This is a genomic window from Cellulomonas fulva, from assembly GCF_018531375.1.
GTDB classification, from domain to species: Bacteria; Actinomycetota; Actinomycetes; order Actinomycetales; family Cellulomonadaceae; genus Cellulomonas; species Cellulomonas fulva.
On sequence record NZ_JAHBOH010000001.1, the window covers coordinates 1,461,599 to 1,485,707 of the forward strand.

At 76.2% G+C, this 24,109-nt stretch carries 28 protein-coding genes; 13 read left to right on the plus strand and 15 right to left on the minus strand.

Annotation, left to right across the window (positions count from 1 at the left end):
* Positions 1–205: 205 nt before the first annotated feature.
* Genes KIN34_RS06530 through KIN34_RS06540 form a run of 3 tightly spaced genes read left to right on the plus strand, consistent with a single transcriptional unit; the run spans position 206 to position 1,209 of the window.
* Entirely contained in the window at positions 206–496 is a 291-nt protein-coding gene (locus tag KIN34_RS06530; RefSeq protein ID WP_214348321.1) for a WhiB family transcriptional regulator, read from the plus strand.
* Between the two features lie 57 nt (positions 497–553).
* Positions 554–712 carry a Sp36 family protein gene (gene sp36, locus KIN34_RS06535; RefSeq protein WP_214348324.1) on the plus strand — a complete coding sequence of 53 codons (159 nt, stop codon included), beginning with the start codon at positions 554–556 and terminating at the stop codon, positions 710–712.
* Entirely contained in the window at positions 712–1,209 is a 498-nt protein-coding gene (locus KIN34_RS06540; protein ID WP_214348326.1) for a RidA family protein, read from the plus strand. Before sp36 ends, KIN34_RS06540 begins: the two co-directional genes overlap by 1 nt.
* 55 nt (positions 1,210–1,264) lie before the next feature.
* Here the strand turns inward: KIN34_RS06540 and KIN34_RS06545 are convergent, their stop codons facing one another.
* Both KIN34_RS06545 and KIN34_RS06550 read right to left on the minus strand, forming a co-directional pair.
* A complete protein-coding gene (locus KIN34_RS06545) occupies positions 1,265–1,942 on the minus strand; it encodes a Crp/Fnr family transcriptional regulator (protein WP_214348328.1) in 678 nt (225 codons plus the stop codon).
* A gap of 80 nt (positions 1,943–2,022) precedes the next feature.
* The gene (locus tag KIN34_RS06550) at positions 2,023–2,448 is read right to left on the minus strand and encodes a hypothetical protein (RefSeq protein WP_214348330.1); all 426 of its coding nucleotides are present in this window, start codon (positions 2,446–2,448) and stop codon (positions 2,023–2,025) included.
* A gap of 197 nt (positions 2,449–2,645) precedes the next feature.
* Here KIN34_RS06550 and nth point away from each other — a divergent pair, with 197 nt between their 5' ends.
* The gene (gene nth, locus KIN34_RS06555) at positions 2,646–3,371 is read left to right on the plus strand and encodes an endonuclease III (RefSeq protein ID WP_307858114.1); all 726 of its coding nucleotides are present in this window, start codon (positions 2,646–2,648) and stop codon (positions 3,369–3,371) included.
* Between the two features lie 9 nt (positions 3,372–3,380).
* On the opposite strand, the gene KIN34_RS06560 is transcribed toward nth, so the two are convergent.
* From KIN34_RS06560 to KIN34_RS06570, 3 genes are read right to left on the minus strand one after another with little or no spacing between them, the layout of a single operon-like run.
* Positions 3,381–4,313 carry an alpha/beta fold hydrolase gene (locus tag KIN34_RS06560; protein WP_214348332.1) on the minus strand — a complete coding sequence of 311 codons (933 nt, stop codon included), beginning with the start codon at positions 4,311–4,313 and terminating at the stop codon, positions 3,381–3,383.
* Entirely contained in the window at positions 4,310–5,602 is a 1,293-nt protein-coding gene (gene nhaA / locus KIN34_RS06565; protein WP_307858115.1) for a Na+/H+ antiporter NhaA, read from the minus strand. The genes KIN34_RS06560 and nhaA overlap by 4 nt, the downstream gene beginning before the upstream one ends.
* Position 5,603: 1 nt before the next feature.
* The gene (locus KIN34_RS06570) at positions 5,604–6,326 is read right to left on the minus strand and encodes a winged helix-turn-helix transcriptional regulator (RefSeq protein ID WP_214348334.1); all 723 of its coding nucleotides are present in this window, start codon (positions 6,324–6,326) and stop codon (positions 5,604–5,606) included.
* A gap of 152 nt (positions 6,327–6,478) precedes the next feature.
* Between KIN34_RS06570 and KIN34_RS06575 the strand changes: the two genes are divergently transcribed.
* The 8 genes from KIN34_RS06575 to KIN34_RS06610 all read left to right on the plus strand — a co-directional run bounded on the left by KIN34_RS06575 (position 6,479) and on the right by KIN34_RS06610 (position 13,579).
* The gene (locus KIN34_RS06575; protein WP_214348336.1) at positions 6,479–7,213 is read left to right on the plus strand and encodes a hypothetical protein; all 735 of its coding nucleotides are present in this window, start codon (positions 6,479–6,481) and stop codon (positions 7,211–7,213) included.
* A 280-nt stretch (positions 7,214–7,493) separates the two neighbouring features.
* A complete protein-coding gene (locus KIN34_RS06580) occupies positions 7,494–8,093 on the plus strand; it encodes a heme-binding beta-barrel domain-containing protein (RefSeq protein WP_214348338.1) in 600 nt (199 codons plus the stop codon).
* 100 nt (positions 8,094–8,193) lie between these two features.
* Positions 8,194–9,312, plus strand: a complete 1,119-nt coding sequence (gene ygfZ / locus KIN34_RS06585; protein ID WP_237689452.1) for a CAF17-like 4Fe-4S cluster assembly/insertion protein YgfZ — start codon at positions 8,194–8,196, stop codon at positions 9,310–9,312.
* 16 nt (positions 9,313–9,328) lie between these two features.
* Positions 9,329–10,462, plus strand: a complete 1,134-nt coding sequence (locus KIN34_RS06590; RefSeq protein ID WP_214348341.1) for an FUSC family protein — start codon at positions 9,329–9,331, stop codon at positions 10,460–10,462.
* Between the two features lie 47 nt (positions 10,463–10,509).
* A complete protein-coding gene (locus KIN34_RS17105) occupies positions 10,510–10,851 on the plus strand; it encodes a DUF2516 family protein (RefSeq protein WP_214348344.1) in 342 nt (113 codons plus the stop codon).
* A complete protein-coding gene (locus KIN34_RS06600) occupies positions 10,848–11,819 on the plus strand; it encodes an asparaginase (protein ID WP_214348347.1) in 972 nt (323 codons plus the stop codon). Before KIN34_RS17105 ends, KIN34_RS06600 begins: the two co-directional genes overlap by 4 nt.
* Positions 11,820–11,954: 135 nt before the next feature.
* Positions 11,955–12,389, plus strand: coding sequence for a D-aminoacyl-tRNA deacylase (gene dtd / locus KIN34_RS06605; RefSeq protein ID WP_214348350.1), 435 nt, complete (start codon positions 11,955–11,957; stop codon positions 12,387–12,389).
* Between the two features lie 662 nt (positions 12,390–13,051).
* On the plus strand, positions 13,052–13,579 hold the full coding sequence (locus KIN34_RS06610) for an O-acetyl-ADP-ribose deacetylase (RefSeq protein WP_214348353.1): 528 nt from the start codon (positions 13,052–13,054) through the stop codon (positions 13,577–13,579).
* 6 nt (positions 13,580–13,585) lie between these two features.
* Here the strand turns inward: KIN34_RS06610 and KIN34_RS06615 are convergent, their stop codons facing one another.
* The 5 genes from KIN34_RS06615 to KIN34_RS06635 all read right to left on the minus strand — a co-directional run bounded on the left by KIN34_RS06615 (position 13,586) and on the right by KIN34_RS06635 (position 17,661).
* Positions 13,586–14,158 (minus strand): alpha/beta hydrolase family protein, encoded by a 573-nt coding sequence (locus tag KIN34_RS06615; RefSeq protein WP_214348356.1) that lies wholly within the window; start codon positions 14,156–14,158, stop codon positions 13,586–13,588.
* Positions 14,155–15,159, minus strand: coding sequence for a DUF389 domain-containing protein (locus KIN34_RS06620; protein WP_307858116.1), 1,005 nt, complete (start codon positions 15,157–15,159; stop codon positions 14,155–14,157). Before KIN34_RS06620 ends, KIN34_RS06615 begins: the two co-directional genes overlap by 4 nt.
* 45 nt (positions 15,160–15,204) lie before the next feature.
* A complete protein-coding gene (locus tag KIN34_RS06625; RefSeq protein WP_307858117.1) occupies positions 15,205–16,092 on the minus strand; it encodes a Cof-type HAD-IIB family hydrolase in 888 nt (295 codons plus the stop codon).
* A 22-nt stretch (positions 16,093–16,114) separates the two neighbouring features.
* Complete coding sequence (locus KIN34_RS06630) at positions 16,115–16,837, minus strand: SanA/YdcF family protein (RefSeq protein ID WP_307858118.1); 723 nt, start codon at positions 16,835–16,837, stop codon at positions 16,115–16,117.
* A gap of 227 nt (positions 16,838–17,064) precedes the next feature.
* Complete coding sequence (locus KIN34_RS06635) at positions 17,065–17,661, minus strand: hypothetical protein (RefSeq protein ID WP_214348361.1); 597 nt, start codon at positions 17,659–17,661, stop codon at positions 17,065–17,067.
* Positions 17,662–17,777: 116 nt separating this feature from the next.
* On the opposite strand from KIN34_RS06635, the gene KIN34_RS06640 reads away from it, so the two are divergent.
* Positions 17,778–18,956, plus strand: a complete 1,179-nt coding sequence (locus tag KIN34_RS06640; protein ID WP_214348363.1) for a phosphotransferase family protein — start codon at positions 17,778–17,780, stop codon at positions 18,954–18,956.
* A gap of 18 nt (positions 18,957–18,974) precedes the next feature.
* Here the strand turns inward: KIN34_RS06640 and KIN34_RS06645 are convergent, their stop codons facing one another.
* The 5 genes from KIN34_RS06645 to KIN34_RS06665 form a co-directional block, all read right to left on the minus strand.
* Positions 18,975–19,640 carry a response regulator transcription factor gene (locus tag KIN34_RS06645; protein WP_214348365.1) on the minus strand — a complete coding sequence of 222 codons (666 nt, stop codon included), beginning with the start codon at positions 19,638–19,640 and terminating at the stop codon, positions 18,975–18,977.
* Positions 19,637–21,133, minus strand: a complete 1,497-nt coding sequence (locus KIN34_RS06650; RefSeq protein ID WP_214348367.1) for a sensor histidine kinase — start codon at positions 21,131–21,133, stop codon at positions 19,637–19,639. Before KIN34_RS06650 ends, KIN34_RS06645 begins: the two co-directional genes overlap by 4 nt.
* Complete coding sequence (locus tag KIN34_RS06655) at positions 21,102–21,491, minus strand: hypothetical protein (protein ID WP_214348369.1); 390 nt, start codon at positions 21,489–21,491, stop codon at positions 21,102–21,104. Before KIN34_RS06655 ends, KIN34_RS06650 begins: the two co-directional genes overlap by 32 nt.
* A gap of 70 nt (positions 21,492–21,561) precedes the next feature.
* Complete coding sequence (locus KIN34_RS06660; RefSeq protein WP_214348371.1) at positions 21,562–22,044, minus strand: PPOX class F420-dependent oxidoreductase; 483 nt, start codon at positions 22,042–22,044, stop codon at positions 21,562–21,564.
* 31 nt (positions 22,045–22,075) lie between these two features.
* Positions 22,076–23,929, minus strand: a complete 1,854-nt coding sequence (locus tag KIN34_RS06665; protein ID WP_214348374.1) for a M48 family metallopeptidase — start codon at positions 23,927–23,929, stop codon at positions 22,076–22,078.
* Between the last annotated feature and the right edge of the window lie 180 nt (positions 23,930–24,109).

Genomic DNA, 24,109 nt, shown 5'->3' on the forward strand with positions numbered 1-24,109 from the left:
ACCTGCACCGGACCTGCACAACGCGTCCGCAGCGCGGTCGCGGGCGCCCGACGGAGGTGCCTGACGGCGCTGGTCACGCGCGCGGGAGCGTGTCCACACCTCGGGATGACCCGAATGGAGTCTGGTCGTCGGCACCGGTCCCGCGCTATTTTCCGGGGCACCGGACGAACGCTCGTGCGCTCGTCGTCATGCCGAGGGAGGTGCGGTGCCAGGGTCTCGCGACGGTCACTGGACCGCCGGTGCTGCCTGCGGCTCGGGCAGCATGTCGCCCGACGCCCTCTTCGTCGAGGGATCGGCGCAGCGCGAGGCGCGCGCCGTGTGCCAGACCTGCCCGGTGCGCCTCGAGTGCCTCGCGGACGCGCTGGACAACCGCATGGACTTCGGCGTCTGGGGCGGGATGACCGAGCGCGAGCGCCGGGGCCTGCTGCGTCGCCGGCCCGAGGTGCGCTCGTGGTGGTCGGAGCTGGTCCCCGTCGAGGAGCTCGTCGGCAGCTGACGCCCGCCCCGGTGCCGCCGCGTTCCCGTGCGGGCCACCGCTGGCTAGGGTGAGCGCATGGCCACCACGTGGGAGTACGCGACCGTCCCTCTGATCATCCACATGACCAAGGCGATCCTGGACCAGTGGGGTGCCGACGGGTGGGAGCTCGTGCAGGTGGTGCCCGGCCCCGGTGACGGCCTGGTCGCCTACCTCAAGCGGCCCACGAGCGCCTGATGGGCGCCGCTGCCCGCCTCGCGGACCTCGGCCTCACGCTCCCCGCCGTGGCGGCACCCGTCGCCGCGTACGTCCCCGCCGTCCGGTCCGGGGCGCACGTCCACACCTCCGGGCAGCTGCCCTTCGTCGACGGCGCGCTGCCGGCCACCGGGAAGGTGGGCGCCGCCGTGTCGCCCGACGAGGCCGTGGACCTGGCCGGGACGGCGGCCCTGAACGCGCTCGCCGCGGTGGCCGCGCTGGTCGAGCGCGAGGGCGGCCCGGCGGGCGCCGACGCGCTGGACCGCATCGCGCGCGTGGTCAAGGTCGTCGGGTTCGTCGCGAGCGACCCGTCGTTCACCGGGCAGCCCGCGGTCGTGAACGGCGCGAGCCACCTGCTGCACCAGGTGCTGGGCGAGGCCGGGGTGCACGCGCGGTCCGCGGTCGGCGTCGCGGTGCTCCCGCTCGACTCGCCGGTCGAGGTCGAGATCGTCGTCGAGCTGACCCCGGCGGACGCCTGACGGCACCCGCCGGCCGCCAGCGATTGCGCTGTCGAGTCGCGTGCGCCGGCCCACGTCAGCGGGCGCGGCGCTCCAGGCGGTCGATGTCGAGCAGGACGACCGCGCGCCCCTCGCGCCGCACCCAGCCGCGGGCGGCGAAGTCGGCGAGCGCCTTGTTGACGGTCTCGCGGGACGCCCCGACGAGCTGCGCGAGCTCCTCCTGCGTCAGGTCGTGCGCGACGCGCACACCCTCGTCGACCGGCTCGCCGAAGCGCGTCGAGAGGTCGAGCAACGCCTTGGCGACGCGGCCCGGGACGTCGGAGAACACGAGGTCCGCGAGCGCCTCGTTGGTCCGGCGCAGGCGGCGGGCGAGCGCCTGCAGCAGGTGCTGGGACACGGTCGGCTTGTCGGAGAGCCACGCGAAGAGCTCCTCGTGGCCGAGCTCGACGAGCTCGGCGTCCGCGACCACCGTCGCGGTCGCGGTGCGCGGGCCCGGGTCGAACATCGACAGCTCACCGAACATCTCGCCCGGGCCGAGCACGGCCAGCAGGTTCTCGCGCCCGTCGTTGGAGCGGCGGCCGAGCTTGATCTTCCCCTCGCGGACCACGTAGAGCCGGTCGCCCGGCTCGCCCTCGTGGAACAGCACGTCGCCCCGCGCGGCCTCGAGCGGCGTCATGCTCGCCACGAGCGCCAGGGACGACTCCTCGTCGAGGCCCGCGAACAGCGGTGCCGACAGCACGACGTCGTCAGCCACGATGGCTCCTTCACTCCTCCGGCCGGTGCCGCTGGTCAGCGCGGGACGGTCCGCCCCACAGTCTGCCGCATCCGGGGCGTTCAGCCGCGTCCAAGCGGCTCCGTCAGCCAGCCGCCGGCCGGTCCCGGGTCGTCCGCGAGCCGCGTGATGAGCGAGTCGGTGGTCCGGGCGAGGGCGTCGGTGACGCCGCGCTCGTAGTCGGCCAGGCGCTCGTCGAGCTCGCGCAGGTCGTCGATCCGGGTCAGGCCGGCGCCCGCACCCTGGTCGACCAGCCCGTCGATCAGCCCCGCGAGCTCCGCCGGGCGCGGAGCGCCGAGCGAGACGTCCAGGGGCAGCTGGAACGCGACGTCCTCGCCGAGGGGCTGCGGCCGGGCCGCGGTGGCCACCAGGAGGTCGATGCGGGCCCGCACGAGCCGGCGCCACCACCCCACGCGCGCGCGTTCCTCGCGCAGCGCGCGTCGGTCCAGCCGCAGGCTGCGGACTCGCTGGTCACCGGGTGGCGTCATGGAGCATCCTCTCGGGCTCGGGACCTCCGATGAATCGGGCGCACCGGGCGGGGACTTGAGGGACCCGGGGTGTGGCGAGGGCGACTTCACTCGCGGGGAGCAATGCTCGTCACCTGCCCGCCGCCTGCCGCCACCTGCCCGCCCACCTGCATGGATGCGCCCGGGCAGCCGTCGGTGGCCCGCCGTACGCTTCCCGGGTGACGACGAGCGAGGTGCCCGGCACCGGTGGCTGGCGGCCCGACGAGTCGGCGCTCGCCCGGACGCGGCGCGCGCGGCGCGTCGACCGTGCGCTGGCGGTGCGCTACCCCGACGCGCGGTGCGAGCTCGACTTCACGGACCCGTTCACGCTGCTCGTCGCGACCGTGCTCTCCGCCCAGACCACGGACGTCCGGGTCAACGCGACCACGCCCGCGCTGTTCGCGCGGTACCCGACGCCCGCGGAGCTCGCGGCGGCGGACCCGGACGAGCTCGAGGAGATTCTGCGGCCGCTCGGCTTCTTCCGGTCGAAGGCGCGCGCCGTCACCGGGTTGTCGCAGGCGCTCGTCGAGCGGCACGCCGGGCAGGTCCCCGCACGGCTCGCGGACCTCGTCGCGCTGCCCGGCGTCGGCCGCAAGACCGCGAACGTCGTGCTCGGCAACGCGTTCGGGATCCCGGGGATCACCACCGACACGCACGTCCTGCGGCTGTCCGCCCGGCTGGGGTACACGGCGTCCGACGACCCGCTCGTCGTCGAGCGTGAGCTCGGGGCGCTGCTCCCGCGCGCGGACTGGACCATGGCGTGCCACCGGCTGATCTTCCACGGGCGTCGGACCTGCCACGCGCGGCGGCCGGCCTGCGGGGCGTGCCCGGTCGCGTCGCTGTGCCCCTCGGCGGGCATCGGCGAGACCGATCCCGTGCGGGCCGCGGCCCTGGTGAAGGGATGAGCGGGCTGCTCAGGCGGCGGGCGCGACGCCCGCGAGCCAGTCGAGCAGCGTGCGCGTGACGACCGCGGGCGCCTGCTCCGGCAGGAAGTGGCCGGCGTCCGCCACGAGCTCGAACCGGTAGTCCCGCCCGACGAGCGCCGCGGTCCGGCGCGAGAGCGGGGCGCGGTGCGCCGGCAGCAGGCCGTCCCGGCCGCCGTGCATCTGGAGCGCCGGGAACGGCCGCGTGGCACGCAGGCGCTCGAGGTACCGCCGCCCGTCCATGCGGGGGATCGACCGGCTGAGCCAGCGCAGCTGCTCGAGCTGGCTGTGCGCGGCGAACGGCACCTGCAGGGCCTCGACGTAGCGCCGGGCGGTCGAGGAGTCGAACCACGTGCCGCCGCCCCAGTCCGCCAGGATCCGCCGGGCCAGGTCGCCGTCGGCCAGCGCGCGCTCCGGCAGGCCGGGCACCTGCACGTACGCCAGCCGTGCCGCGGCGCCGGGGCGGACCGCGGCATACGGCCGGGCCAGGACGTCCAGCGGGTGTGGCGCGGACAGCGCGGCGACGGCCCGCGTCACGTCCGGCTGCAGCGCGGCCATGGCCCACGCGATCGTCGCGCCCGTGCCGCAGCCGACGACGACCGCCGAGTCCGCGCCGAGCGAGCGGACGACCCCCGCGACGTCCGCGGCCAGCGTCGGCACGTCGTACCCGCGCGGCGGCTTGTCCGAGCCGCCCGTGCCGCGCACGTCCATCGCGGCGACGCGGTAGCCCGCCTCGGCGAGCGCGGGGATCTGGTGCCGCCACGCCCACCAGAACTGCGGCACGGGGTGCAGCAGCACGACGAGCGGCGCCTCGCGACCGTCCGGGCCGGCGGTCGACACGTGGAACCGGGCCCCGTTCGCGGCGACGAACCGGTGCTGCCAGGGCCCGTCGATCAGCAGCGTGGCGGAGTCGACCGTGCTCATCCGGTGATGTCCGCGGCGGTGTCGACGGGTCGGCGCGCGCGGCCGCGGGCGGCGAGGACGGCGCCGCCGGCGAGGGCGGCGACCAGCGAGGCGACGAGGATCGCGAGGATCGCGTGCTCGTCGTGCGGCGAGCCGGGCCCGAAGGCCAGCTCGGCGACCAGGAGCGAGACGGTGAACCCGATGCCGCCGACCAGGCCCACGCCCAGGACGTCGCCCCACGTGACGCCCGGCGCCATCCGCGCCCGGGTGAACCGCGCGACGAGCCACGTGGCGCCGACGATCCCGAGCGGCTTGCCGAGCACGAGGCCGAGCGCGACGCCCTGCGCCACCGGGTCGGCGAGCGCGTCGCGCAGCGCGCCGGAGGACAGCGTGACCCCCGCCGCGAACACCGCGAAGACCGGCACGGCGACCCCCGCCGACCACGGGCGCCACACGTGCTCCCAGTGCTCCGCGAGCGACTGCTCGGGCAGCGCGTCGAGGCGGCGGGCTCGTCGGGTCGCCTCCGCGCTCGCGGGCACGACGAGGCCGAGCGCGACGCCCGCGAGCGTGGCGTGCACGCCGGACGCGTGCAGCGCGGCCCACGCGACGACCCCGAGCGGCACCAGCAGCCACCCGTTCACCCGGGTGCGGCGCACCAGGAGGGCGAACAGCGCGACGGTCCCGACCGCGAGGCCGAGCGGGAGGAGGTCGACCTCCTCGGTGTAGACGACGCCGATGATGATGATCGCCAGCAGGTCGTCGACGACGGCGAGCGTGAGCAGGAACGCGCGCAGCGCCGCGGGCAGGCCGCGGCCGACGATCGCGAAGACCGAGACCGCGAACGCGATGTCGGTGGCCGTCGGGACGGCCCAGCCCCGCGTCGCGCCGCCGTCGCTCGTGAGGTTCACCGCGAGGTAGAGGGCCGCCGGGGCGAGCATGCCGCCGATCGCGGCGACGATCGGCACGGCCGCGGTGCCGGGGTGCCGCAGCTCCCCGACCGTCAGCTCGCGCCCGAGCTCGAGCCCCACGACGAAGAAGAACACCGCGAGGAGCCCGTCGGTGGCCCACTGCGCCACGGTCAGGTCGAGGTGCAGCGCGGCGGGGCCGAAGGTCGTGTCCGCGACCGCGTGGTACGCGTCGGGCCAGGCGTTCGCCCACACGAGCGCCACGACGGCGCCGAGCAGCAGCAGGGCGCCGCCCACGCGCTCGGAGCGCAGGGTGTCGGCGAGGTTGCGCTCGCTGCCCGGGGTGAGCCCGCCGAACAGCACCGAGACGAGCGGCCGGCGACGGCTGTCGGGTCCCTCGCTCACGTCACGCGGCGGGTTCGGGGATGGAGTCGCGCTCGGCCGTCGCGCGCCGGTCCTTGGGCGGGTCGAACCGGTAGCCGACGTTGCGCACCGTGCCGATGAGCTGCTCGTGCTCGGGGCCGAGCTTGGCGCGCAGGCGCCGCACGTGCACGTCCACCGTCCGGGTGCCCCCGTAGTAGTCGTAGCCCCAGACCTCCTGCAGCAGCTGGGCGCGGGTGAACACGCGGCCCGGGTGCTGCACCAGGTACTTGAGGAGCTCGAACTCCTTGTAGGTGAGGTCGAGCGGGCGCCCGCGCAGGCGCGCGGTGTAGCCGCCCGCGTCGATGGTGAGCTCGCCCGAGCTGATCTCCTGGGGTGCGTCGTCGTAGCCCGCGACGGCCGCACGCTCCATGACGAGCCGGAAGCGCGTCTCGACCTCGGCCGGACCGGCGGACTCGAGCACGATGTCGTCGGCGCCCCACTCGGCGGTGACGACCGTGAGGCCGCCCTCGGTCAGCACCAGCACCAGCGGCACCGCCAGGCCCGTGGCGCGCAGCAGGCGGCACGTGGTGCGGGCGGTCACCAGGTCGCGGCGGGCGTCCAGCACGACGATGTCGGCATCGGGGGCGTCGACGAGAGCCGACGGCTCGACCGGGAGGACGCGCACGCGGTGGGACAGCAGTCCGAGGGCCGGGAGAACCTGGGCCGATCCGCCGGACGCCGGGGTGAGGAGCAGTAGGTCTGCCACCGGTCGAACCTCCCTCCGCGTGGTGGGGACACGCTACCGCGTGCCGCGCGTCGCCCGTGCGCGGGTCCGTCTGCGAGACTGTGCGCCGTGCTCCGCCCTGCCCCGACCCGCCTGACGTGCGCCTGCGCGGCGCGCCGGGGACGGTAGGCGCCGTGCAGCTCGCCACGCGCGCGGTCGTCACGGCCGCCCTCGCCGCCGCGGTCGCGGTCGCCGGGTACGTCGGCGGTCTCGCTGTCACCATCGCCGCCGCGTTGCTCGCGGTCGCCGTCGCCGTCGGCTGGCCCGCCCTCGCGTCGCTGCCGTTCCGGCCGGGCTCGTCGGCCGTGATCGGGCTCGGTGGCGTCGGCGCCGTGCTGGCGGTCCACGCGGTGCCGGACCAGCCGTACCTGCGCGAGCTCCCGGTCGTCTTCGCGACCGCGATCCTGCTCGCGTTCGTCAACGAGGTGCTGCGCCGCGACGGCCGCCTGCGCCTGCTCGACTCCGTGGCCGGCACCGTGACCGGCACGCTCCTGGCCGTGGCCGCGGCAGGCTGGGTCGCGATCAGCCGCACGCCCGGCGGCGAGCCGCTCGTGGTCGCCGGGGCGCTCGCGCTCGCGGTCGGCTCGGCGGTGGTCGCGCTGCCCCTGCACGGCTGGCTCGGCTCGATCGCCACCACCGCGGCCGCGGGCGGGGCGGGCGCGCTCGTCGGCGCGGTGCTGGCGGGCGTGGACACCCTCGCGGGGCTCCTGCTCGGCTTCGCGGTCGGTGTCCTGGTCGCGTCGTTGCACGTGCTCTTCGACCGGCTGCCCTCGCTCGAGCGTCGCCTGCCGGCCGTCGCGGCCGTCGCGCTCCCGGTGACGGTGACAGGCATCCTCGTGTACGTGGTCGGCCGGGTCCTGGTCGGCTGACCGGCCGCGCGTGCCGGTTCGGGACCGGCGCCGAGCCGGTGTGAGATCGGCCTCGTCGGACCCCGGCTGCGCGCCCGTGCCCGACGGCTCGTTAGGATCGGTCGCATGACAGCGCTCGAGGGTCTCTTCATCGGCCTCCTGGTCGCCGCGACGCTCGCGATCGCCTGGATCGCCGGCCTCGTCGTCGTCCGGCTCTTCAGGTCCCAGCGCTGAGGCGTCCCACCGCGGCGCGCAGACCCGCACGGCCGACCCGCTGAACCGGCAACCGGAGGCACCACGCATGGCGTTCGTCCTGCCCGAGGGGCTCGCACCCGAGGTCTACCCGCTCGCGTGGCTCGTCGGGCGGTGGCACGGCGAGGGGGTCGTGGGCTACCCCGGCGTCGAGGAGACCGCGTTCACGCAGGACGTCGTGTTCGACCACGACGGCGGGCCGTACCTGTCCTACACGTCCACGATCCGGCTCGTTGTCGCGCCGGACGACGCGGCGGCGCTGGACGGCGACGGCGGCCCTGAGACGGGCGACGTCGCCGTGGAGGACGGCCCCGTGTGGTCCACCGAGTCGGGCTACTGGCGGGTGCCGCCCGAGCGGCCCGCGGACCTGTCCGCGGACCAGTTCCCCGTCGAGGTGCTGCTCGCCGACCCGTCCGGTCACGTCGCTCTGTACCTCGGCGCCGTCGGCAACGGCCGGGTCGACCTCGCGAGCGACCTCATCGCCCGCACGGCGACGAGCGCGGAGATCAGCGCCGGCAAGCGCCTCTACGGCCTCGTCAACGGCGAGCTCATGTGGGCGCACGACCTGGCCGCGTTCGGCCGGCCCATGCAGTCCTACGCCTCCGCGCGGCTCGCGCGCGTCGAGGCAGCCGACCAGGCCGGGGCCTGACGTGACCGTGGCCGGCGGCGTCCCCGCCCCGGGCGCACCCGCGCCGGACGCGGCCGTTCCCGACGAGCCGGTCTACGAGGCGCCGCGCCACCGCAGCCCGCTGCTCGGGCGGCGCGGGGCCGTCGCGGGCGCGGGCCCGGACGCGGGCGTCGCGTGGCACTACGGCGACCCCACGGCGGAGCAGCGCGCGCTGTCCCGGGGCGGCGCGGTGGTGGACCAGTCCCACCTGGGCGTCGTGCGCGTCGCCGGGCCGGACCGCCTGAGCTGGCTGCACTCGATCACGTCCGCGCAGCTCGCGGACCTGCCGCCGCGCACGTCCACCGAGCTGCTCGTGCTCAGCCCGCACGGGCACGTCGAGCACGCGGCCGCGGTGGTCGACGACGGCGAGGCGACCTGGCTGATCACCCAGACCCCGGCCGCGCTGGCGGCGTGGCTCGACCGGATGCGGTTCATGCTGCGCGTCGAGGTCGCCGACGTGACCGACGAGTGGGCCGCGATCGGCGAGCCGCTCGCGGCCGAGGGCGGCCCGGACGAGCCGGTGACGTGGCGCGACCCGTGGCCGCACGTCGCCGCGGGCGGCACCCGGTACGGCCCGCCGGCCGACGATCACCCCGGCGCGGACCGCGCCTGGCGCCTGGTCCTGGTGCCCCGCGAGCGCCTGGCCGACGAGGTCGCGGCGCGCGAGGCCACGGGCTGGCCGCTCGCCGGCACGTGGGCCGCGGAGGCGCTGCGCGTCGAGGCGTGGCGCCCGCGCGCCGCGCTCGAGCTCGACCACCGCACCATCCCGCACGAGCTGGACTGGCTCCGGACCGCCGTGCACCTGAACAAGGGCTGCTACCGCGGGCAGGAGACGGTCGCGCGCGTGCACAACCTGGGCCGACCGCCGCGCCGGCTGGTCTTCCTGCACCTCGACGGCTCGGGGCACCTGCTGCCCGAGGCGGGGGCCGCCGTCCACCTGCCGACGGACACCCCGGGCGAGCCGGGACGGGAGGTCGGGCGCGTGACGAGCGTCGCCCGGCACCACGAGCTGGGACCGGTCGCGCTCGCGGTGGTCAAGCGCTCGGTCCCGCTGGACGCCGTCCTGGTCGTCGCGTGCGACGGGGGCGTCGTCACGGCCGGCCAGGAGGCGATCGTGCCCGGGGAGGGCGTGTCGTCGGACCGGCCCGCACCGCGCGGTCCGGTGAGCCGCGGGCTCGGCACGCACACGTCGCTGACCTGACCTGACGTGGGCTGACGTGGACGAGCAGCGCGCGGGTACGGCCGGCGAGCGGCGGCGGTGGCACGACCTGCTGCTGGTCGCGCGCGTGCGCCGGCGCCAGGGCGTCGCCCGGGTGCGGGCGGCGTGGTTCCCGGTGCTGCAGGCCGCGGTGGCCGCGGGCATCGCGTTCGGCATCGCGCGGTACCTGCTGGACCACCCCTACCCGTTCTTCGCGCCCGTCAGCGCCTGGGTCGCCCTCGGCTTCTCGATCGACCGCTCCGCGCGGCGGGTCGCCGAGCTCGCGGTGGGCGTCGCCATCGGCGTGGGCCTCGGCGACGCCGTCGTGCACGTGATCGGGACGGGGCTCTGGCAGGTCGCGGTCGTCCTGCTCGTCGCGGCGCTCACGGCACGGTTCCTGGACCGCGGGGCGATGCTCACGACGCAGGCCGGCGTGCAGGCGATGGTGATCGTCGGGCTGCCCGCCGTGTCCGCGAGCGGCGGGCCGTTCGGGCGCTGGACGGACGCGCTCGTCGGCGGCGCCGTCGCGCTCGCGGTGGCCGTGCTGACGCCCTCGGACCCGCGGCGGCACGCGCGGGCGCTGGGCCGGCGCGCGGTCGAGGACGTCGCCGCGGTCCTGCACCTGCTGGCCCGGGGCGTCGGGGCGGCCTCCGTCCCGGACGTCGAGGACGCGCTGGTACGCGGCCGGGCGTCGCAGCCCTCGCTCGACGAGTGGAAGGACACCGCGACGAGCGCGCGGGAGCTCGCGCGGCTGTCACCCGCCGGCCGGCGCTACCGGGGGGAGCTCACGCGCCTGGTCGAGGCGTCGGTGCAGACCGACCGGGCGATGCGCAACGCGCGCGTCCTGACCCGGCGCGCGCTCGCGCTGCTCGAGAGCGGCGGGCACCACGACCTGTCGGGGATCGCGCAGCGCTTCGACGCGACAGCGACGGCGGCCGACGACCTCGCGGCCGCGCTCGGCTCCGGCCGCGACCCGTCCCGCGCGCGGGCCGAGCTGCTCGAGTCCGCGCGGGCGCTCGACCCGTTCGTCGTCGCGCCCGAGGACTGGCAGGTCCAGTCGCTCGTGCTGCTGCACCGCTCGCTCGTCGTCGACCTGCTGGAGGCCGCGGGCGAGGACCCGGCGAGCGCGCGCGAGGCGTTGCCCGAGCTGTAGGGCGCGATGCCCCACGGACGGCCGGGTCGGCACGTAGGCTCGGGCGCGTGGGAGTCGTCGGAGGTCTTCAGTACATCGTCTACCTGGTGTTCCTGCTGGTCATCTTCGGGCTGGCGGTGTGGGCACTGGTGGACGCGGCCGTGCGCCCGGCGGGTGCGTTCGTCTCCGCCGGCAAGCGCACCAAGAACTTCTGGCTCGCGATCCTGGTGGCCGCGACCGTGCTGTCCTTCCTGACCTGCCCGCCGCTCTACCTGCTGCCGATCTTCCTGGCGCTGCTGTCCGCGGTCGCCGCGATCGTCTACCTGGTCGACGTGCGGCCCGCCGTCGCGCCGTACACCCGGCGTCGCGGCCCGCGGGGTCCGAGCGGGCCGTCGCGGGGTGGCTGGTGACCGACGTCTTCACGTCGGCGGTCCCGCTCGCCCGGGTGGTGCGCGGCGGGCTGGTCGAGTCCGTGCACGCGGGCCACGTCGTCGTGCTGGCGCCGGACGGGGAGGTGCGGCTGGCGCTGGGTGACCCGGACGTGACGGTCTGGGCCCGGTCCTCGCTCAAGCCGCTGCAGGCCGTCGGGATGCTGCGGCACGGCCTCGACGTGGACGACGAGGCGCTCGCGCTGGCCTGCGCGAGCCACAACGCCCAGGACGGGCACCTCGACGTCGTGCGCGCGCTGCTGGCCGGTGCGGGCCTGACCGAGGCGGACCTCGACAACACCCCGGACTGGCCGCTCGACGCCGACGCCGCGTTCGCCTGGCGCGCGCAGGGCCGCGGCCCGGAGGCCCTCACGCAGAACTGCTCGGGGAAGCACGCCGCGATGCTCGCGACCTGCGTCGCCGCCGGCTGGCCCACCGCCGGCTACCGGGACCCGGGGCACCCGCTGCAGCGCGCGCTGCACGACGCGGTGGCCGAGCTCACGGGCGTCGCGGTGGCGCACACCACCGTCGACGGGTGCGGGGCACCGCTGTTCTCGACCACGCTCGCCGGGCTCGCCCGCGCCTTCGGACGCCTCGGGCGCGCGCCGCACGACGAGGGTCACGCCGCGACGCCCGAGGGCCGCGTGGCGCGCGCGATGGCCGGCCACCCCTGGCACGTCGCGGGCTCGGGGCGCGACGCCACGCGACTCATGCAGGCGGTGCCCGGGCTCATCGCGAAGGACGGTGCGGACGGCGTGTACGCGGCGGGGCTGCCCGACGGCGGCGCGGTCGCGCTCAAGGTGGTCGACGGCGCAGCACGACCGCGTGCGACCGTGCTCGCGGCGGCGCTGGTCGCGGCGGGCGTGGACGCGGCGCAGGTCGCCGACGTCGCGGCGACGCCGGTGCTGGGCCACGGCGTCCCCGTCGGCGCCGTCGAGCCGACGTTCTGAGGCGGGCCGCCGTCCCCGGGGCCCGGCGGCGACGGCGGCGTCCGAGCGGTGCGCGGCGGCCGTCGCGATCCCGAGGCCCGAGCGGGTCGCAGCATGAGGGAGGCCGCATGAGGGAGGCAGCGTGAGAGAGGCAGCATGAGAGCGGTGGTGCAGCGCGTGACGCGCGCGTCGGTGAGCGTCGCGGGCGTGGTGGTGGGCGCGATCGACCGACCCGGCCTGCTCGCGCTCGTCGGGGTGACGCCCGGGGACGGCCCGGCGCAGGTCGAGCTCGTGGCGCGCAAGATCGCGGAGCTGCGGATCCTGCGCGACGAGCGCAGCGCGGCGGAGGCGGGTGCGCCCGTGCTCGTCGTCAGCCAGTTCACGCTGTACGCGGACACGCGCAAGGGCCGGCGGCCCACCTGGAACGCCGCCGCACCCGGACCCGTCGCCGAGCCGCTGGTCGAGGCGGTCGTCGCGGCGCTGCGGGAGCGTGGCCTCGAGGTCGCGACGGGGCGGTTCGGTGCCGACATGGCCGTCGAGCTGGTCAACGACGGCCCCGTGACCCTCGTCCTGGACGCGCCTCCGCCCTGATCCGCACCCCTCCTCTGCCCCTGGCCTCGTCCGGGCATGCGAGAAGGCCCCTCCGAGTAAGCGTCGGAGGGGCCTTCCCGTGACCGCAGGCCCTGCGACCGCGAGGCGGACCCCGCGAGCCGTGCCGACCGGGGGACCGGACGGCGGCGCCGCGCTGACGGTGCGGCTCCGTCCCGACACCCGGTGGTCCGGCGAACCGGTCCGCCGCGGGCGGGACGACTGCGATCGACCGTTCGGTCCGTAGCGACCCTCGCGTCGTCATCCGCGAGCCTCGGGGTTGCCCCGTCGGTGTGGTCGCCCGTTCTCCGGCCGGCCCGTCCTCGCTGGCCCGGTCCCGCCGGTTCCGGCTCCTCCGAGGAGGGTCCTTCACCTGCGTTCTCGAACCGTCGAGGTCGATGAGTGATTTCTAGTCCTGCCTCGCGGAGGCCCACAAGAGCTCTGCGAGGATTTCTTTGTCCACAGATTGCTTCACAGCTGTGTGCACAGGCTGACCTGGGTGAACGCGCGATGAACACAGGCCTGTGGACCACATCTGTGGACAGTTCGCGTGTCGTTCACCCGTCCGCGCGCCGGACCGGCCTAGCCTGGACCCAGGTCGAGGCCCCTCCGAGTAAGCGTCGGAGGGGCCTCGCTGCGTCCGGACCGCGGGCAGGATGGGAGCCATGCGCATCGAGGCCGTCCGTGGGGACATCACCGACCAGGACGTCGACGTCGTCGTGAACGCCGCCAACTCCTCGCTGCTCGGCGGCGGCGGGGTGGACGGCGCCATCCACGCCGCGGCCGGCCCGGGGCTGCTCGCCGCGTGCCGCGAGCTGCGGCGGACCCGGCTGCCGGACGGGCTGCCGCCCGGGCACGCGGTCGCGACCGACGGGTTCGCGCTCCCGGCGCGCTGGGTGGTGCACACCGTCGGTCCCAACTGGCACGCGGGCGAGCGGGACCTGCCGATGCTCGCGGCGTGCTTCCTGTCCTCGCTCGAGGTCGCGGTCGGCCTGGGGGCGCGCAGCATCGCGTTCCCCGCGGTCAGCGCGGGCGTCTACGGGTGGGACACGCGGGTGGTCGCACAGACCGCGGTGCGCGCCGTCCGGACGTGGTCGAGCAGCACCGCGCAGGACGACGGCGGCATCGAGCTGGTCCGGTTCGTGCTCTTCTCGCCCGCGGTGCTGGCCGAGTTCGAGGCCGCGCTGGCCTGATCCGGCTCAGGGGCGGAGCCACGCCGTGACGGCCGCGACCACCGGCGGGTCCGCCGGGCTGTGGTCCCCGGGCACCACGACGAGCTCGAGCGGCCCGGCGACGGCCGCGAGGTGCTGCGCCAGCTCGTCGGGCGTCCCGAACGGGTCCCGCGCGCCGGAGACGGCAAGGACCGGGACGCCGATCTCCGGCAGGTGAGCCGTGCGCAGCGTCTCCGGCCTGCCGGGCGGGTGCAGGGGGTAGGACAGGAGCAGCAGGCCGGCCGCGGGCTGCCCCTGCGCGACGGCCAGGGAGCTCATCCGTCCGCCGAACGAGCGCCCGCCGAGCACCAGGCGCGCGGCCGGGACGCCGAGCTCGTCGGCCCACGCCTCGACCCGCTCCCGCAGGTGGGCGACGGCGACCTCGGGCCGGTCGGGGGCTCGGCTGCCGCGCTCCCGGTTGGGGAAGTGGAGCCGCAGGACGGGCAGCGGTGCGAGGGCGGCCTCGAGCGCGACGAGCGTGCGGTGGTCACGGTCGGCCCCCGCGCCCGGGGTGAGCACCACGCCCGCGACGTCCTGCGGGCGCGGGTGCGTCCCGGTCACCCGCCGACCGCCCCGACCTCGAGGGTGGACCCGACCGTCGTCCGGACCGTCACGAGCACGCCGTTCGGCACGCGGCCCTCGAGGCTGTCGAGCAGGTCCTGCGCGGGCGGGAGCTCACCACCGGCCACCCGCACGTCGACCGTGTAGTCGACGAACTCGTGCGTGACGTCCGTGACGGTCGCGCCCGGCACGTCCGCGAGCCAGTCCTCGGTCGCGTCGCGGACCGTCACGCCCCACGACGAGAGCAGCGCGGTGGCGACCGTGTTCGCCACCAGCGGGACCGCGACGACCGCGAACAGACCCCCGATGGCGAGGTAGGCACGGCGCAGCGACGCCGGCTCACCGTCCTCGCGGCGCTCCGAGTACCGCAGCGCGGCGTAGACGATCGTCCCGGCGAGCACCAGCGCGAGCAGGTTCGAGACGAACAGCAGCAGCGCGCCGGCGGCGAAGGTGAACGCCCCCTCGCCCAGGCAGACGCCGACCACGGCGAGCGGCGGGACCAGCGAGATGGCGATCGCGACGCCGGGCAGCACGGTCGCGACGTCCCGGCGCGAGTACGCGATCGCGCCCGCGAGCCCGGTCGCCACGGCCGCGACCAGGTCCGGCAGCCCCGGGGACGTGCGGCCGCTGATCTGGCTGTTGGTGGCGAGCTGGAACGTGTCCGGCAGCAGCAGGCTGAACAGCACCCCGAGCAGGATCACCCACAGGGCACCACCGACGACGTACCGCAGCGAGCCCGTGCGCCGGCGCTTCGCGACGCCGAGCGCGACGCCCATGATCGGCGTGGACAGCGGCGCGACGATCATGGCGCCGATCACCGTCGCGGTGGAGTCGCCGATGACGCCCGCCGACGCGATGCATGCCGAGAGCGTGAGCATGATCCAGAACGCGGAGCGCTTGGCGCGTCCGTCGCCCGCGTGCAGGTCGAGGTCGTCGGTGAGCTCGTCGAGCGTGCGTCGCTGCGACTCGGGGAGGACGAAGTCGCGGATTCTGCCGGTCACGTGGCACACGGTAGGGCCGGGGCGGTCCGACGAGCCGCGGGTGCGTCAGCCGACGGCGTCGGGCGTGTCGCCCGGCCGCTCCGCCGCGAGCGCCGCCGCGAGGGTCCGCACCACGCCCGCGTCGTTGTTGGAGGGCGCGACGAACCGCGCGCCCGCGACGACCTCGGGGTGCGCGTTCGCCATCGCGAACGACCAGTGCGCCGCCGCGAGCATGCCGACGTCGTTGAAGTAGTCGCCGAACGCCATGGTCTGCTCCGGCCCGATCCCGAGCCCCTGCTGGACCGCGCGCAGCGCCGTGCCCTTGTCCGCGGCGGTGTCCATCACGTCGACCCAGTGCTCGCCGGAGACCAGCACGCGCGCCTGCTCGTCGTAGGCGGACAGCAGCGGTCCCGCACCGTCCTGCGCCGGACCGAAGTCGTAGACCGCGACCTTGAGGACGGTGTCCCGCACGGCGGTGAGGTCCTCGACCACGGTGAGCCGCCGGTAGTACGGCTCCACGTGCTCGAGGAACGCCCGGTCGGCGCGCTCGACGTACGCGGAGGACTCGCCGCACAGCACGGTCCCGTGCTCCGCCCCGCCGTCGACCGCGTCCCGCACGGTGCGCACCACCTCGCGCGCGAGCTCGAGCGCGAGCGGGGTGACGGCGAGCGTCCGGCCGTCGTGGACCACGAGCGAGCCGTTCTCCGCGACGTAGGTCAGGTCGTCGCGGCCCATCTGGTGCCGCAGCGTCGCGTACTGCCGGCCGGACGCGGGGCAGACGACGACCCCGCGGTCGAGCAGCCGGTCGAGCACGGGCCAGAACGCGTCGGGCAGGCGCTTGCGGTCGTCGAGGAGCGAGCCGTCCATGTCGAGCGCGACCAGGCGCAGCTCCGCCAGCTCGAAGTCGGGGGTGGGGAACGGCGTGGGGAGAGGCGTGGGGGTAGGTGCGGGCACACCGCATCGTCTCAGCACCGACTCAGGGCGCGAGCAGGGCGTCGCGCACGCCGGTCTCGCCGGGACCCCCGTACGCGGGGTCCGCGTGCGTGAGCCCGTCCCACCACGCCTTGCTCGACGCGGGCAGCTCGCGCAGGCGCCACTCGACCGCCTGGCGCGGCCGGACGCTCGCCGACGAGACGCCCACGCCCTGCGTGTCGATCCCGGCCGCGACGCACGAGAACACCGCGCGCCGCACGTGGTAGTCCTGCGTCAGCACGACCGCGCGGTCGACGCCGAACACGTCGTGCGCGCGGACGCACGAGTCGTGCGTGTCGAAACCGGCGTAGTCGAGCACCACGTCCTGGGTCGGCACGCCGTTCTCGACGAGGTAGTCGCGCATGGCCGTCGGCTCGTCGTGACCGACCGAGCCGCTGTCCCCGCTGACCAGCACGGCCTGGACGGTGCCCGCGTCGTACAGCACCCTGGCCGCGTCCAGGCGGCGCCGCAGGTAGGTCGACGGCGAGCCGTCCGGGCGCAGCCCCGCGCCGAGCACCAGCGCGACGGGCGTCTCCTCGACCGTCTCCAGCGTCCGCAGGTGCGCCTGGCCGACGGCCTGGACCCACGCGAACGGCACGAGCAGGAGGACGACGAGCGCCGCGGCAATCCCGAGGCCCCACCGCCACCGGCGCCCGCGGCCCTGTGGGGTCGGGTCGGCCGGGCGGTCGAGCGCCACGTCGACCCCGTCGCCCACGTCAGCCCGCACGACCCCAGCGTAGTGACCCCCCAGCCCCCACCCGCCCCCCACCCGCCCCCACCCCACCCGGTCCCCACCCCACCTGGTCCCCACCCGCGAGCGCGGACGATGCGGGCCGAACGCGGACGTCGAGCGACCGCGTTCGGCGCGCGACGTCCGCGCTCGCGGGGCTGGACGGGTGGGGTGCGGGCAGGAGCCCCGCATGAGAGGTCTCTCATGCGGGGCTCCTGGGCGGCTCATGTGGCGCGCCGACCGTGGTCGGTGTCGCGGACGGACCGCGGCACCGATCGAGGAGGAACCACCATGCGCACGCTTCCCCGCTCCGTCTGGATCGTCTCCGGCACGCTGAGCGTCGTCGTGGTCGCCGGGGGCAGCGCCCTGGCGGCGACGAGCACGCCGACGAGCCCGGCCCCGACCAGCACGACGAGCACCGCCCCGGCCAGCACGCCGAGCACGCCCGACCCCGCGGTCACGCCCACGCCGTCCGGGACCCCCTCGGCGAGCGCGACGCCCTCCGCGTCCGCCACCCCGTCGCCGCGCGCGAGCGACCCGTCGCGGACGCACGACTCGTCGGCGGTCACCAGCGTCACCGCGCGCACCGCGGCGACGCCGAGCACGCCGAGCACGCCGAGCACGGCCAGCACGTCCAGCACGTCCAGCACCGCGGCCACGTCCGCCACGCCCGCCACGGCGGCGACGCCCGCGACGCCCTCGACCCCGGCGAGCGCCGTCACGCCCGTGACGCCCGCCAGCCCGGTCACCGCGGCCAGCCTCGTGACGCCGCCGAGCCCCGTCACACCCGCCAGCCCCGTCACGCCCGCCAGCCCGGTCACGTCCGCCAGCCCGGTGACCCCGGCGACGCCCGCCTCGCCCGTGAGCGCGCCGAGCGCCGACGACTGACCGGTCCCCGGACCGACCTCGCCCGCCCCCGCACCCTGATCGGAGCGCGATGACCACCCTCCTGGACGAGCCCGCCGCCCTCGCGGTGCTCACCTCCCCGGACGTCGGCGACCTGCTCGGCGCGGCGCTCGCGACCGTGGGCGACCGCCTCGCCGCGGGCTCGTCGTGGCGCGTCGACGCCGTGCACCACCGGCCCGGCGACGGCGTGAGCGTCGGCTACGCGGTGTCGACGGCGGCGGGGCGCCAGGAGTACCTGCTCGCCTCGTCGTCCCGGTCCTGCCCGCGGGACGTACCGGGCACGCTCGTCGCGCGGGGACCGGCGGGCGAGGTCGTGGTCTGGCGGCACCCGCAGGACCCGCTCCTCCCCGCGCTGGGCCGCGCGTGCGACCCCGCGCTCCTGGCGCCCGCGCTGCCCGGTGCGGGGCCGGTCACCGCGCTGCGGCTCGTCGGGTACCGCCCGCTGCGGCGCGCGGTCGTGCGCGCCGAGCGGGACGGCGTGACCTGGTTCGTCAAGGTCCTGCGGCCGGCGGACGGGAACGCCGCCGACGTCGTCGCCCGGCACCGGCTGCTGGCGGCCGCCGGCGTCCCGGTGCCGCCCGTGGCACGCGCGGACGACGACGGCCTCGTGGTGCTGCACGCGCTGCCGGGCGTCCCGTTGCTCGACGCCGTCGTCGCGGGGCGGGCCCCCGCGCTCGCGGACGTCCTGGCCGTCGTCGGGGCGTTCCCGGAGGCCGTCCGTGACCTGCCGGTGCGTCGGCCGTGGTCGGCCCGGGCGCGGGCGTACGGCGACGCGCTCGCGGTGCGTCCGGCGCTGGGCGAGCGGGCACGGGCGGTGGCCGCGTCGGTGCGGTCGGGCCTGCGCCGCACGGACGCCGGCCCCGTCGTCGCGACGCACGGCGACCTGCACGAGGGGCAGCTCCTCGTCGACGACGCGGGGCGGCCGACGGGCCTGCTGGACGTGGACACCGCCGGCCCCGGACGCCTGGTGGACGACGTCGCGTGCCTGCTGGCGCACCTGCGCGCGGTGTCGCCCCCGACGCGCGAGGTCGAGGCGACCGCGGCGCGGTGGAGCGCCGAGGCGGGCGCGTTCGTCGATCCCGACGCGCTGCGGGTGCGCGTCGCCGGGGTGCTGCTGTCGCTGGCCGCGGGTGCGCTCCCGGTCGGGCCGTCGACCGCGCCCGACGAGGCCGAGCGGCTGCTCGCCGCCGCCGAGGGCGCGCTGGGCTGACGGGCCGGCAGGTGGTCCTCAGCCCTCGAACCGGTACCCCACGCCCCGCACCGTGCTGATCAGCTCCGCGCCGAGCTTGGTGCGCAGGTAGCGCACGTACACGTCGACGACGTTGGACGCCGGGTCGAAGTCGTAGCCCCAGACCCGGGACAGGAGCTGCTCACGGGACAGCGCGGTGCCGGCGTTGCGCAGGAACGTCTCCGCGAGCGCGAACTCGCGCGCCGAGAGCTCGACGACGCGCCCGTCGACGGTCGCGCGGTGCGAGCGCAGGTCGAGCACGACGGCGCCACGGCGCAGGACCGTCGGGTCGTCGGCCGCGTCCTGCTCGGTGCGCAGCCGCAGCCGCACGCGGGCGAGCAGCTCCTCGAAGCGGAACGGCTTGGCCATGTAGTCGTCGGCGCCGCCCTCCAGCCCGGCGACCGTGTCCTCGACCGAGCTGCGCGCGGTGAGGATGATCACCGGCAGGCGCGAGCCCGCGGCGCGCACCCGGCGCAGCACGTCGAAGCCGTCACCGTCGGGCAGGCCGATGTCCAGGACCATGAGGTCCACGTCGCCGCCCAGCGCGAGGTCGAGGGCCTCGCGAGCGGTGCCGACGACCGTCGGCGCGAACCCGGCCGCCCGGAGCCCCTTCGCGACGAACGACGCGATCCGCGCCTCGTCCTCGACCACCAGGATGCCGCTCACGCTCGTGCCCTCTCGTCGTGCTCGTCGTCCTCCGGCTCGTCCTCGTCGTCGCCCGGGACGGGCGCGGCCGGGACGGCGACGACGAACGTCGACCCGACCCCCGGCGTGGAGGACACCTCGACGTCCCCGCCGTGCCCGCGCGCGATCGCCGCGACGATCGCGAGGCCCAGCCCCGCCCCCTCGGTGCCCGCCGCCGAGCCGGAGCGCTCGAACCGCTCGAAGACGCGCGCCTGGTCCACGGGGGAGATGCCCACGCCCTCGTCGCGCACCCAGAGCCGCAGCGTGCCGTCGGCGACGGCCGAGCCGAGCGTGATCGTCGACCCGTCGGCGGAGAACTTCACCGCGTTGCTCGCGAGCTGCAGCCACGCCTGCGTGAGCCGGCGCGGGTCGACCAGGCACCGGGCGTCGGCGCGCTTGTCGACCCGCCACGTCCGCGGACCCAGGCCCGTCGCCTTGTCCACCACCTCGTCGGTCAGCACGCCGACGTCGGTCGGCGCCGGCCGGACGAAGCCCTGGCGGTCCGCGACCGCCAGGACCAGCAGGTCGTCGACCAGCAGCCGCATCCGGTCCACCTCGTCGAGCGCCAGGTCGCGCGTCGCCCGGACGTCGGCCACGTCGTCGACGTCCATGAGCTCGAGGTGCCCGCCGATCACGGTGAGCGGGGTGCGCAGCTCGTGGCCGACGTCGTCGAGGAGCCGGCGCTGGGCGTCCCTCGAGGCCTCGAGGCGGTCGAGCATCGCGTTGACCGTGTGGCCCACCTCGCCGACGTCGTCGTCCGTGGTGACCTCGACGCGCGCGTCGAGCGTGCCCTCGTCGACCTGGGCCGCCGTGTCCCGCAGCGCCCGCAGCGGCCGCAGCACGTGCCCGAGCAGCAGCCAGGCCACGAGCCCCGTGACCACCAGCGCACCGGCCGCGACCAGCGTGTACGTGCGCCACGTGTCGTCGAGCGCGGCGATCTCCAGGTCCCGCACGGTCGCGGCCGCGTACACGCCGGCGGGTGCGGACGGGTCGTCGACGACGAGCGGGACGGTCACCACCCGGTACGTCGCTCGGCCCGTGACCACCGTGCGCAGGCGCACCTGGTCGCCCGCCGGCACGGTCCGCAGCTCGGCGACGAGCTGCGGGTCGTCCTCGAGCCGCACGGCCACCGGCGTCGGGGCGTACCAGGCGGGCTCGCCGTCGAGCAGGGCGATGCTGCCCTCGGTCGGGTCCGGCAGGGTCTGCTGCATCGCCTGGCGCAGGATGCCGTCGACGGGCAGGTCCGCGTTCGCGCGCGCGATCCGCCCGAACTGCTGCGCCGCCCGGGACAGCTCCTCGTCGATGCCGCTGTCCATCTCCTGGCGCTGGATCGCGTACGTCGTCAGGCCCGCGCCCGCGAGGCCGAGCGCCGTGATCGCGAGCGTCACCGCGACCACCTTCGCCCGGACCGTGCGCCACGGCCGTCGACGCGGCAGCGCGGCCTCAGGCATCGTCGTCGCTGTCGTCGCTGCCATGACGGCTGCCGCTGCCGTCACGGCCGCTGTCGTCGTCCTCCGACCCGCGGTCGTCGTCGTCATCGTCGTCATCGTCATCGTCGTCGGGGTCGCGGGGCGTGGGCGGGTCCACGGGTGCGGGCGACTGCGGACCCCCTGTGCGGTCCGGTGTCGGGCTCGGCAGGGGCGTCGGCCTCGTCGTCGGGTCTGCGCTCGTCGTCGGGTCCGCACTCGGGCCCGGGACGGGAGTCACGACGACGGGATCGCCCAACGACCGCTCCGGCGGAGGCGTGAGCGCCGACGCGAACCCGACCGTCGCCGCCCCGAGTGCGAGCGCGGCCAGCAGCACCGCCAGGACCGTCCGCCCGTTGCGCGTCATCGGGCCATCGTGCCCGGTCCGGATGAGACGCGGATGAGAGCGCGCGCGTGCCTGACGTCGGCGCGTCGGGTCAGTCCCGAGCGTCGAGGCGGGCGGCGACGTCGGCGGGGAAACCGCCGGTCGAGATCGGGCCCCAGCGCTCGGGCGTGATCCGCAGCAGGCTCTTGCCCTGCAGCCGCATCGCGGCGCGGTACTCCTGCCAGTCCGGGTGCTCGCCGGCGATGCAGCGGTAGTAGTCGACGAGCGCGTCCTCCGCCTCGGGCAGGTGCAGCACCTCGGCGGTGCCGTCGACCTGGACCCACGGGCCGTCCCACTCGTCCGAGAGGACGCAGACGGAGACCCGTGCGTCGCGCTCGGCGTTGCGGGTCTTCGCACGGCCCGGGTACGTCGAGATGACGATCCGTCCCGCGTCGTCGACCCCGCCGGACACCGGAGAGACCTGCGGGCGACCGTCGGCACGCGAGGTGACGAGCAGCAGGTGGTGGCGCGCACGGACGAATCCGAGCAGCTCGTCGCGCGAGACCGACGTGGTGGTGGCGATGGTCCGGGGCATGGGTCGACCGTACGACGAGCGTGAGGTCCGCTCACGCCGGGACGGCGCTGTACCCCTTCGCGAGGTTCTGGAGCGTGACGCTGCTGCCGGAGGTCAGCTCCTCGCTGTCCAGCCTGGTCTTGAGCTGCATGGTCGTCCCGTCGTGCAGCGTGAACGCCACCGCGACCGGGAACCGCTTGACCACGGCACCGGAGGCGACGTCCTCGAAGCTCACGAACCAGTGGGACGCGGCGATCTCGGCAGGGGTGGCGCTGCGGGCGAGCTCGCGGAGCCGGCGCTTGCCCTGGTTGTACTGCTTGGGGCAGGGCACCAGCACCAGGCCGTGGGTGAGGACCAGCACGTCGTACTGCTCGCCGTCGACGGCGACGTTGGCGACCCCCGCGACGACGGCCGCGCCGCGGGCGTCGGCCTCGGACTGCGCACCGACGTCGTCCAGGTCGACGCCCAGGCCGACGAGGCGTGCGCGGAGCTCGGCCGCCCCGGCGGGTCCGGCCGCGCCGAGCCTCGCGAGCTCGCGCACCTGCGCCGGAGTTACGTCGCCGACGAACGGGTCACCGGCTTCCCACCTGTGCTCCCAGCGGGACACCCCGGACGCGACGAGCGCGCACCGCAGCACCGCCGCCCAGACCGACATCCCGGGTGTGACGCCCTCGTCGTCCGGCGCTGCCTGGGGGTCGAGGTCGAGGGCGCGCAGCAGCTGGTCGAGCCGCCCGGACTCGACGACGTCCAGGACGGTGCGGAGCGTCCCGCGCTCGACGCCCGCCAGCCGTCCGGACGCGCGGAACACGAGGTCGGCGGTGTGCTGGTTCGCCGCCGCACGCGCCCGCGGCGTGAGCTCGTCCCACGCCAGCCGCTCGCGGTCGCCGAACTGGACGAGCTCCTCGGCGAGCCGGGCCGCCGCCGCGTCGGCGCCCGGGACCAGCATCGACGCCGGTCGCGTGTCCCGTGCCACCTCGGGGGCGTGCATCGCGCCGATCGCGGCGATGCGCGACGCGGTAGAGGGGTGGCTGTCCCACCGCGACTGCTCGCTCGGCGGTGCCTGCGTGCGCAGCCGAGCGAGCTCGTCGCCCCGGGCCGCCAGCAGGTGCTGGAAGCCGCCGAAGAACGCGTCGCTGGTGGGCGCCATGCCGGCTTCCCACGCGTCCGAGACGTAGCGGTCGAGGTAGAACTGCCAGGCGGCGGCCAGCACCTCGATCTCGCGCAGGGCCTCCGCCGCGACCGCAGGACCGGCGACGGCGACCGAGACCTCGTCGGCCTCGCGCTCCTGGCGTCGGCTCACCGCCGCGGAGGCGAGCAGGTAGAGACGGCCGTACCCCTTCAGCACCCAGCCGGAGAAGCCGTCCACCTCCGAGGCCGCGCCGACGACCACCTGCCGCCCGCGGTAGGTGATCGGGCCCAGGCGCGTGTGCCCGTGGGAGTAGTGGCCGAGCTCGTGCGCCAGGACGGACCGGAGCTGCGCCACGTCGAGCGCCTGCAGGAGCGGGAGGCCGACGTACAGCCGTCGCGTGCCGGGGACGAGGCCGAGCATCCGCGCGTCCTCGGAGACGGCGGCGTTGACCTCGGGCACCAGGCGGATCTCCCGGGGGACCCTGGTCTGGGCGGCCGTGGCGAGCTCGGCGACGAGCGCCCACAGCTCCGGTGCCTCGTCCGGCGTGAGCATCACACCGTGGGGCACGTGCTTCTGCGCCTTGCCGACTCGCCGGAGGGTGAGGACGAGCCCGCCGGCGGCGGCGATCGCGACCCAGGCGAACTTGCTGCCCACGCCGTGGCCCCAGGACACGAGTGCGGCGGCGAGCGCGAGCATGCCGAGGACGAGCGCGAGCGCGGTGACGTAGAAGCCCGCGATCAGGAGCAGGCACAGGACCGCGCGCGAGGTTGTCTTCACGCGCAGGAGTATGGCCGCGGGCGGCGTCGCGTCGGGCTGCTTCGGTGGGTGAGCGCCCGCTGTCACCCGTTCGCGCGCGTCGGGCGCGGGCGGGCAGCGCCCGGCGGCGGCACGGTGGGTCGGGCGGTGGGGTTTCACGCCTGCGGCGAACACGGGACGTGTGGCGGGTACCCCGCCGTT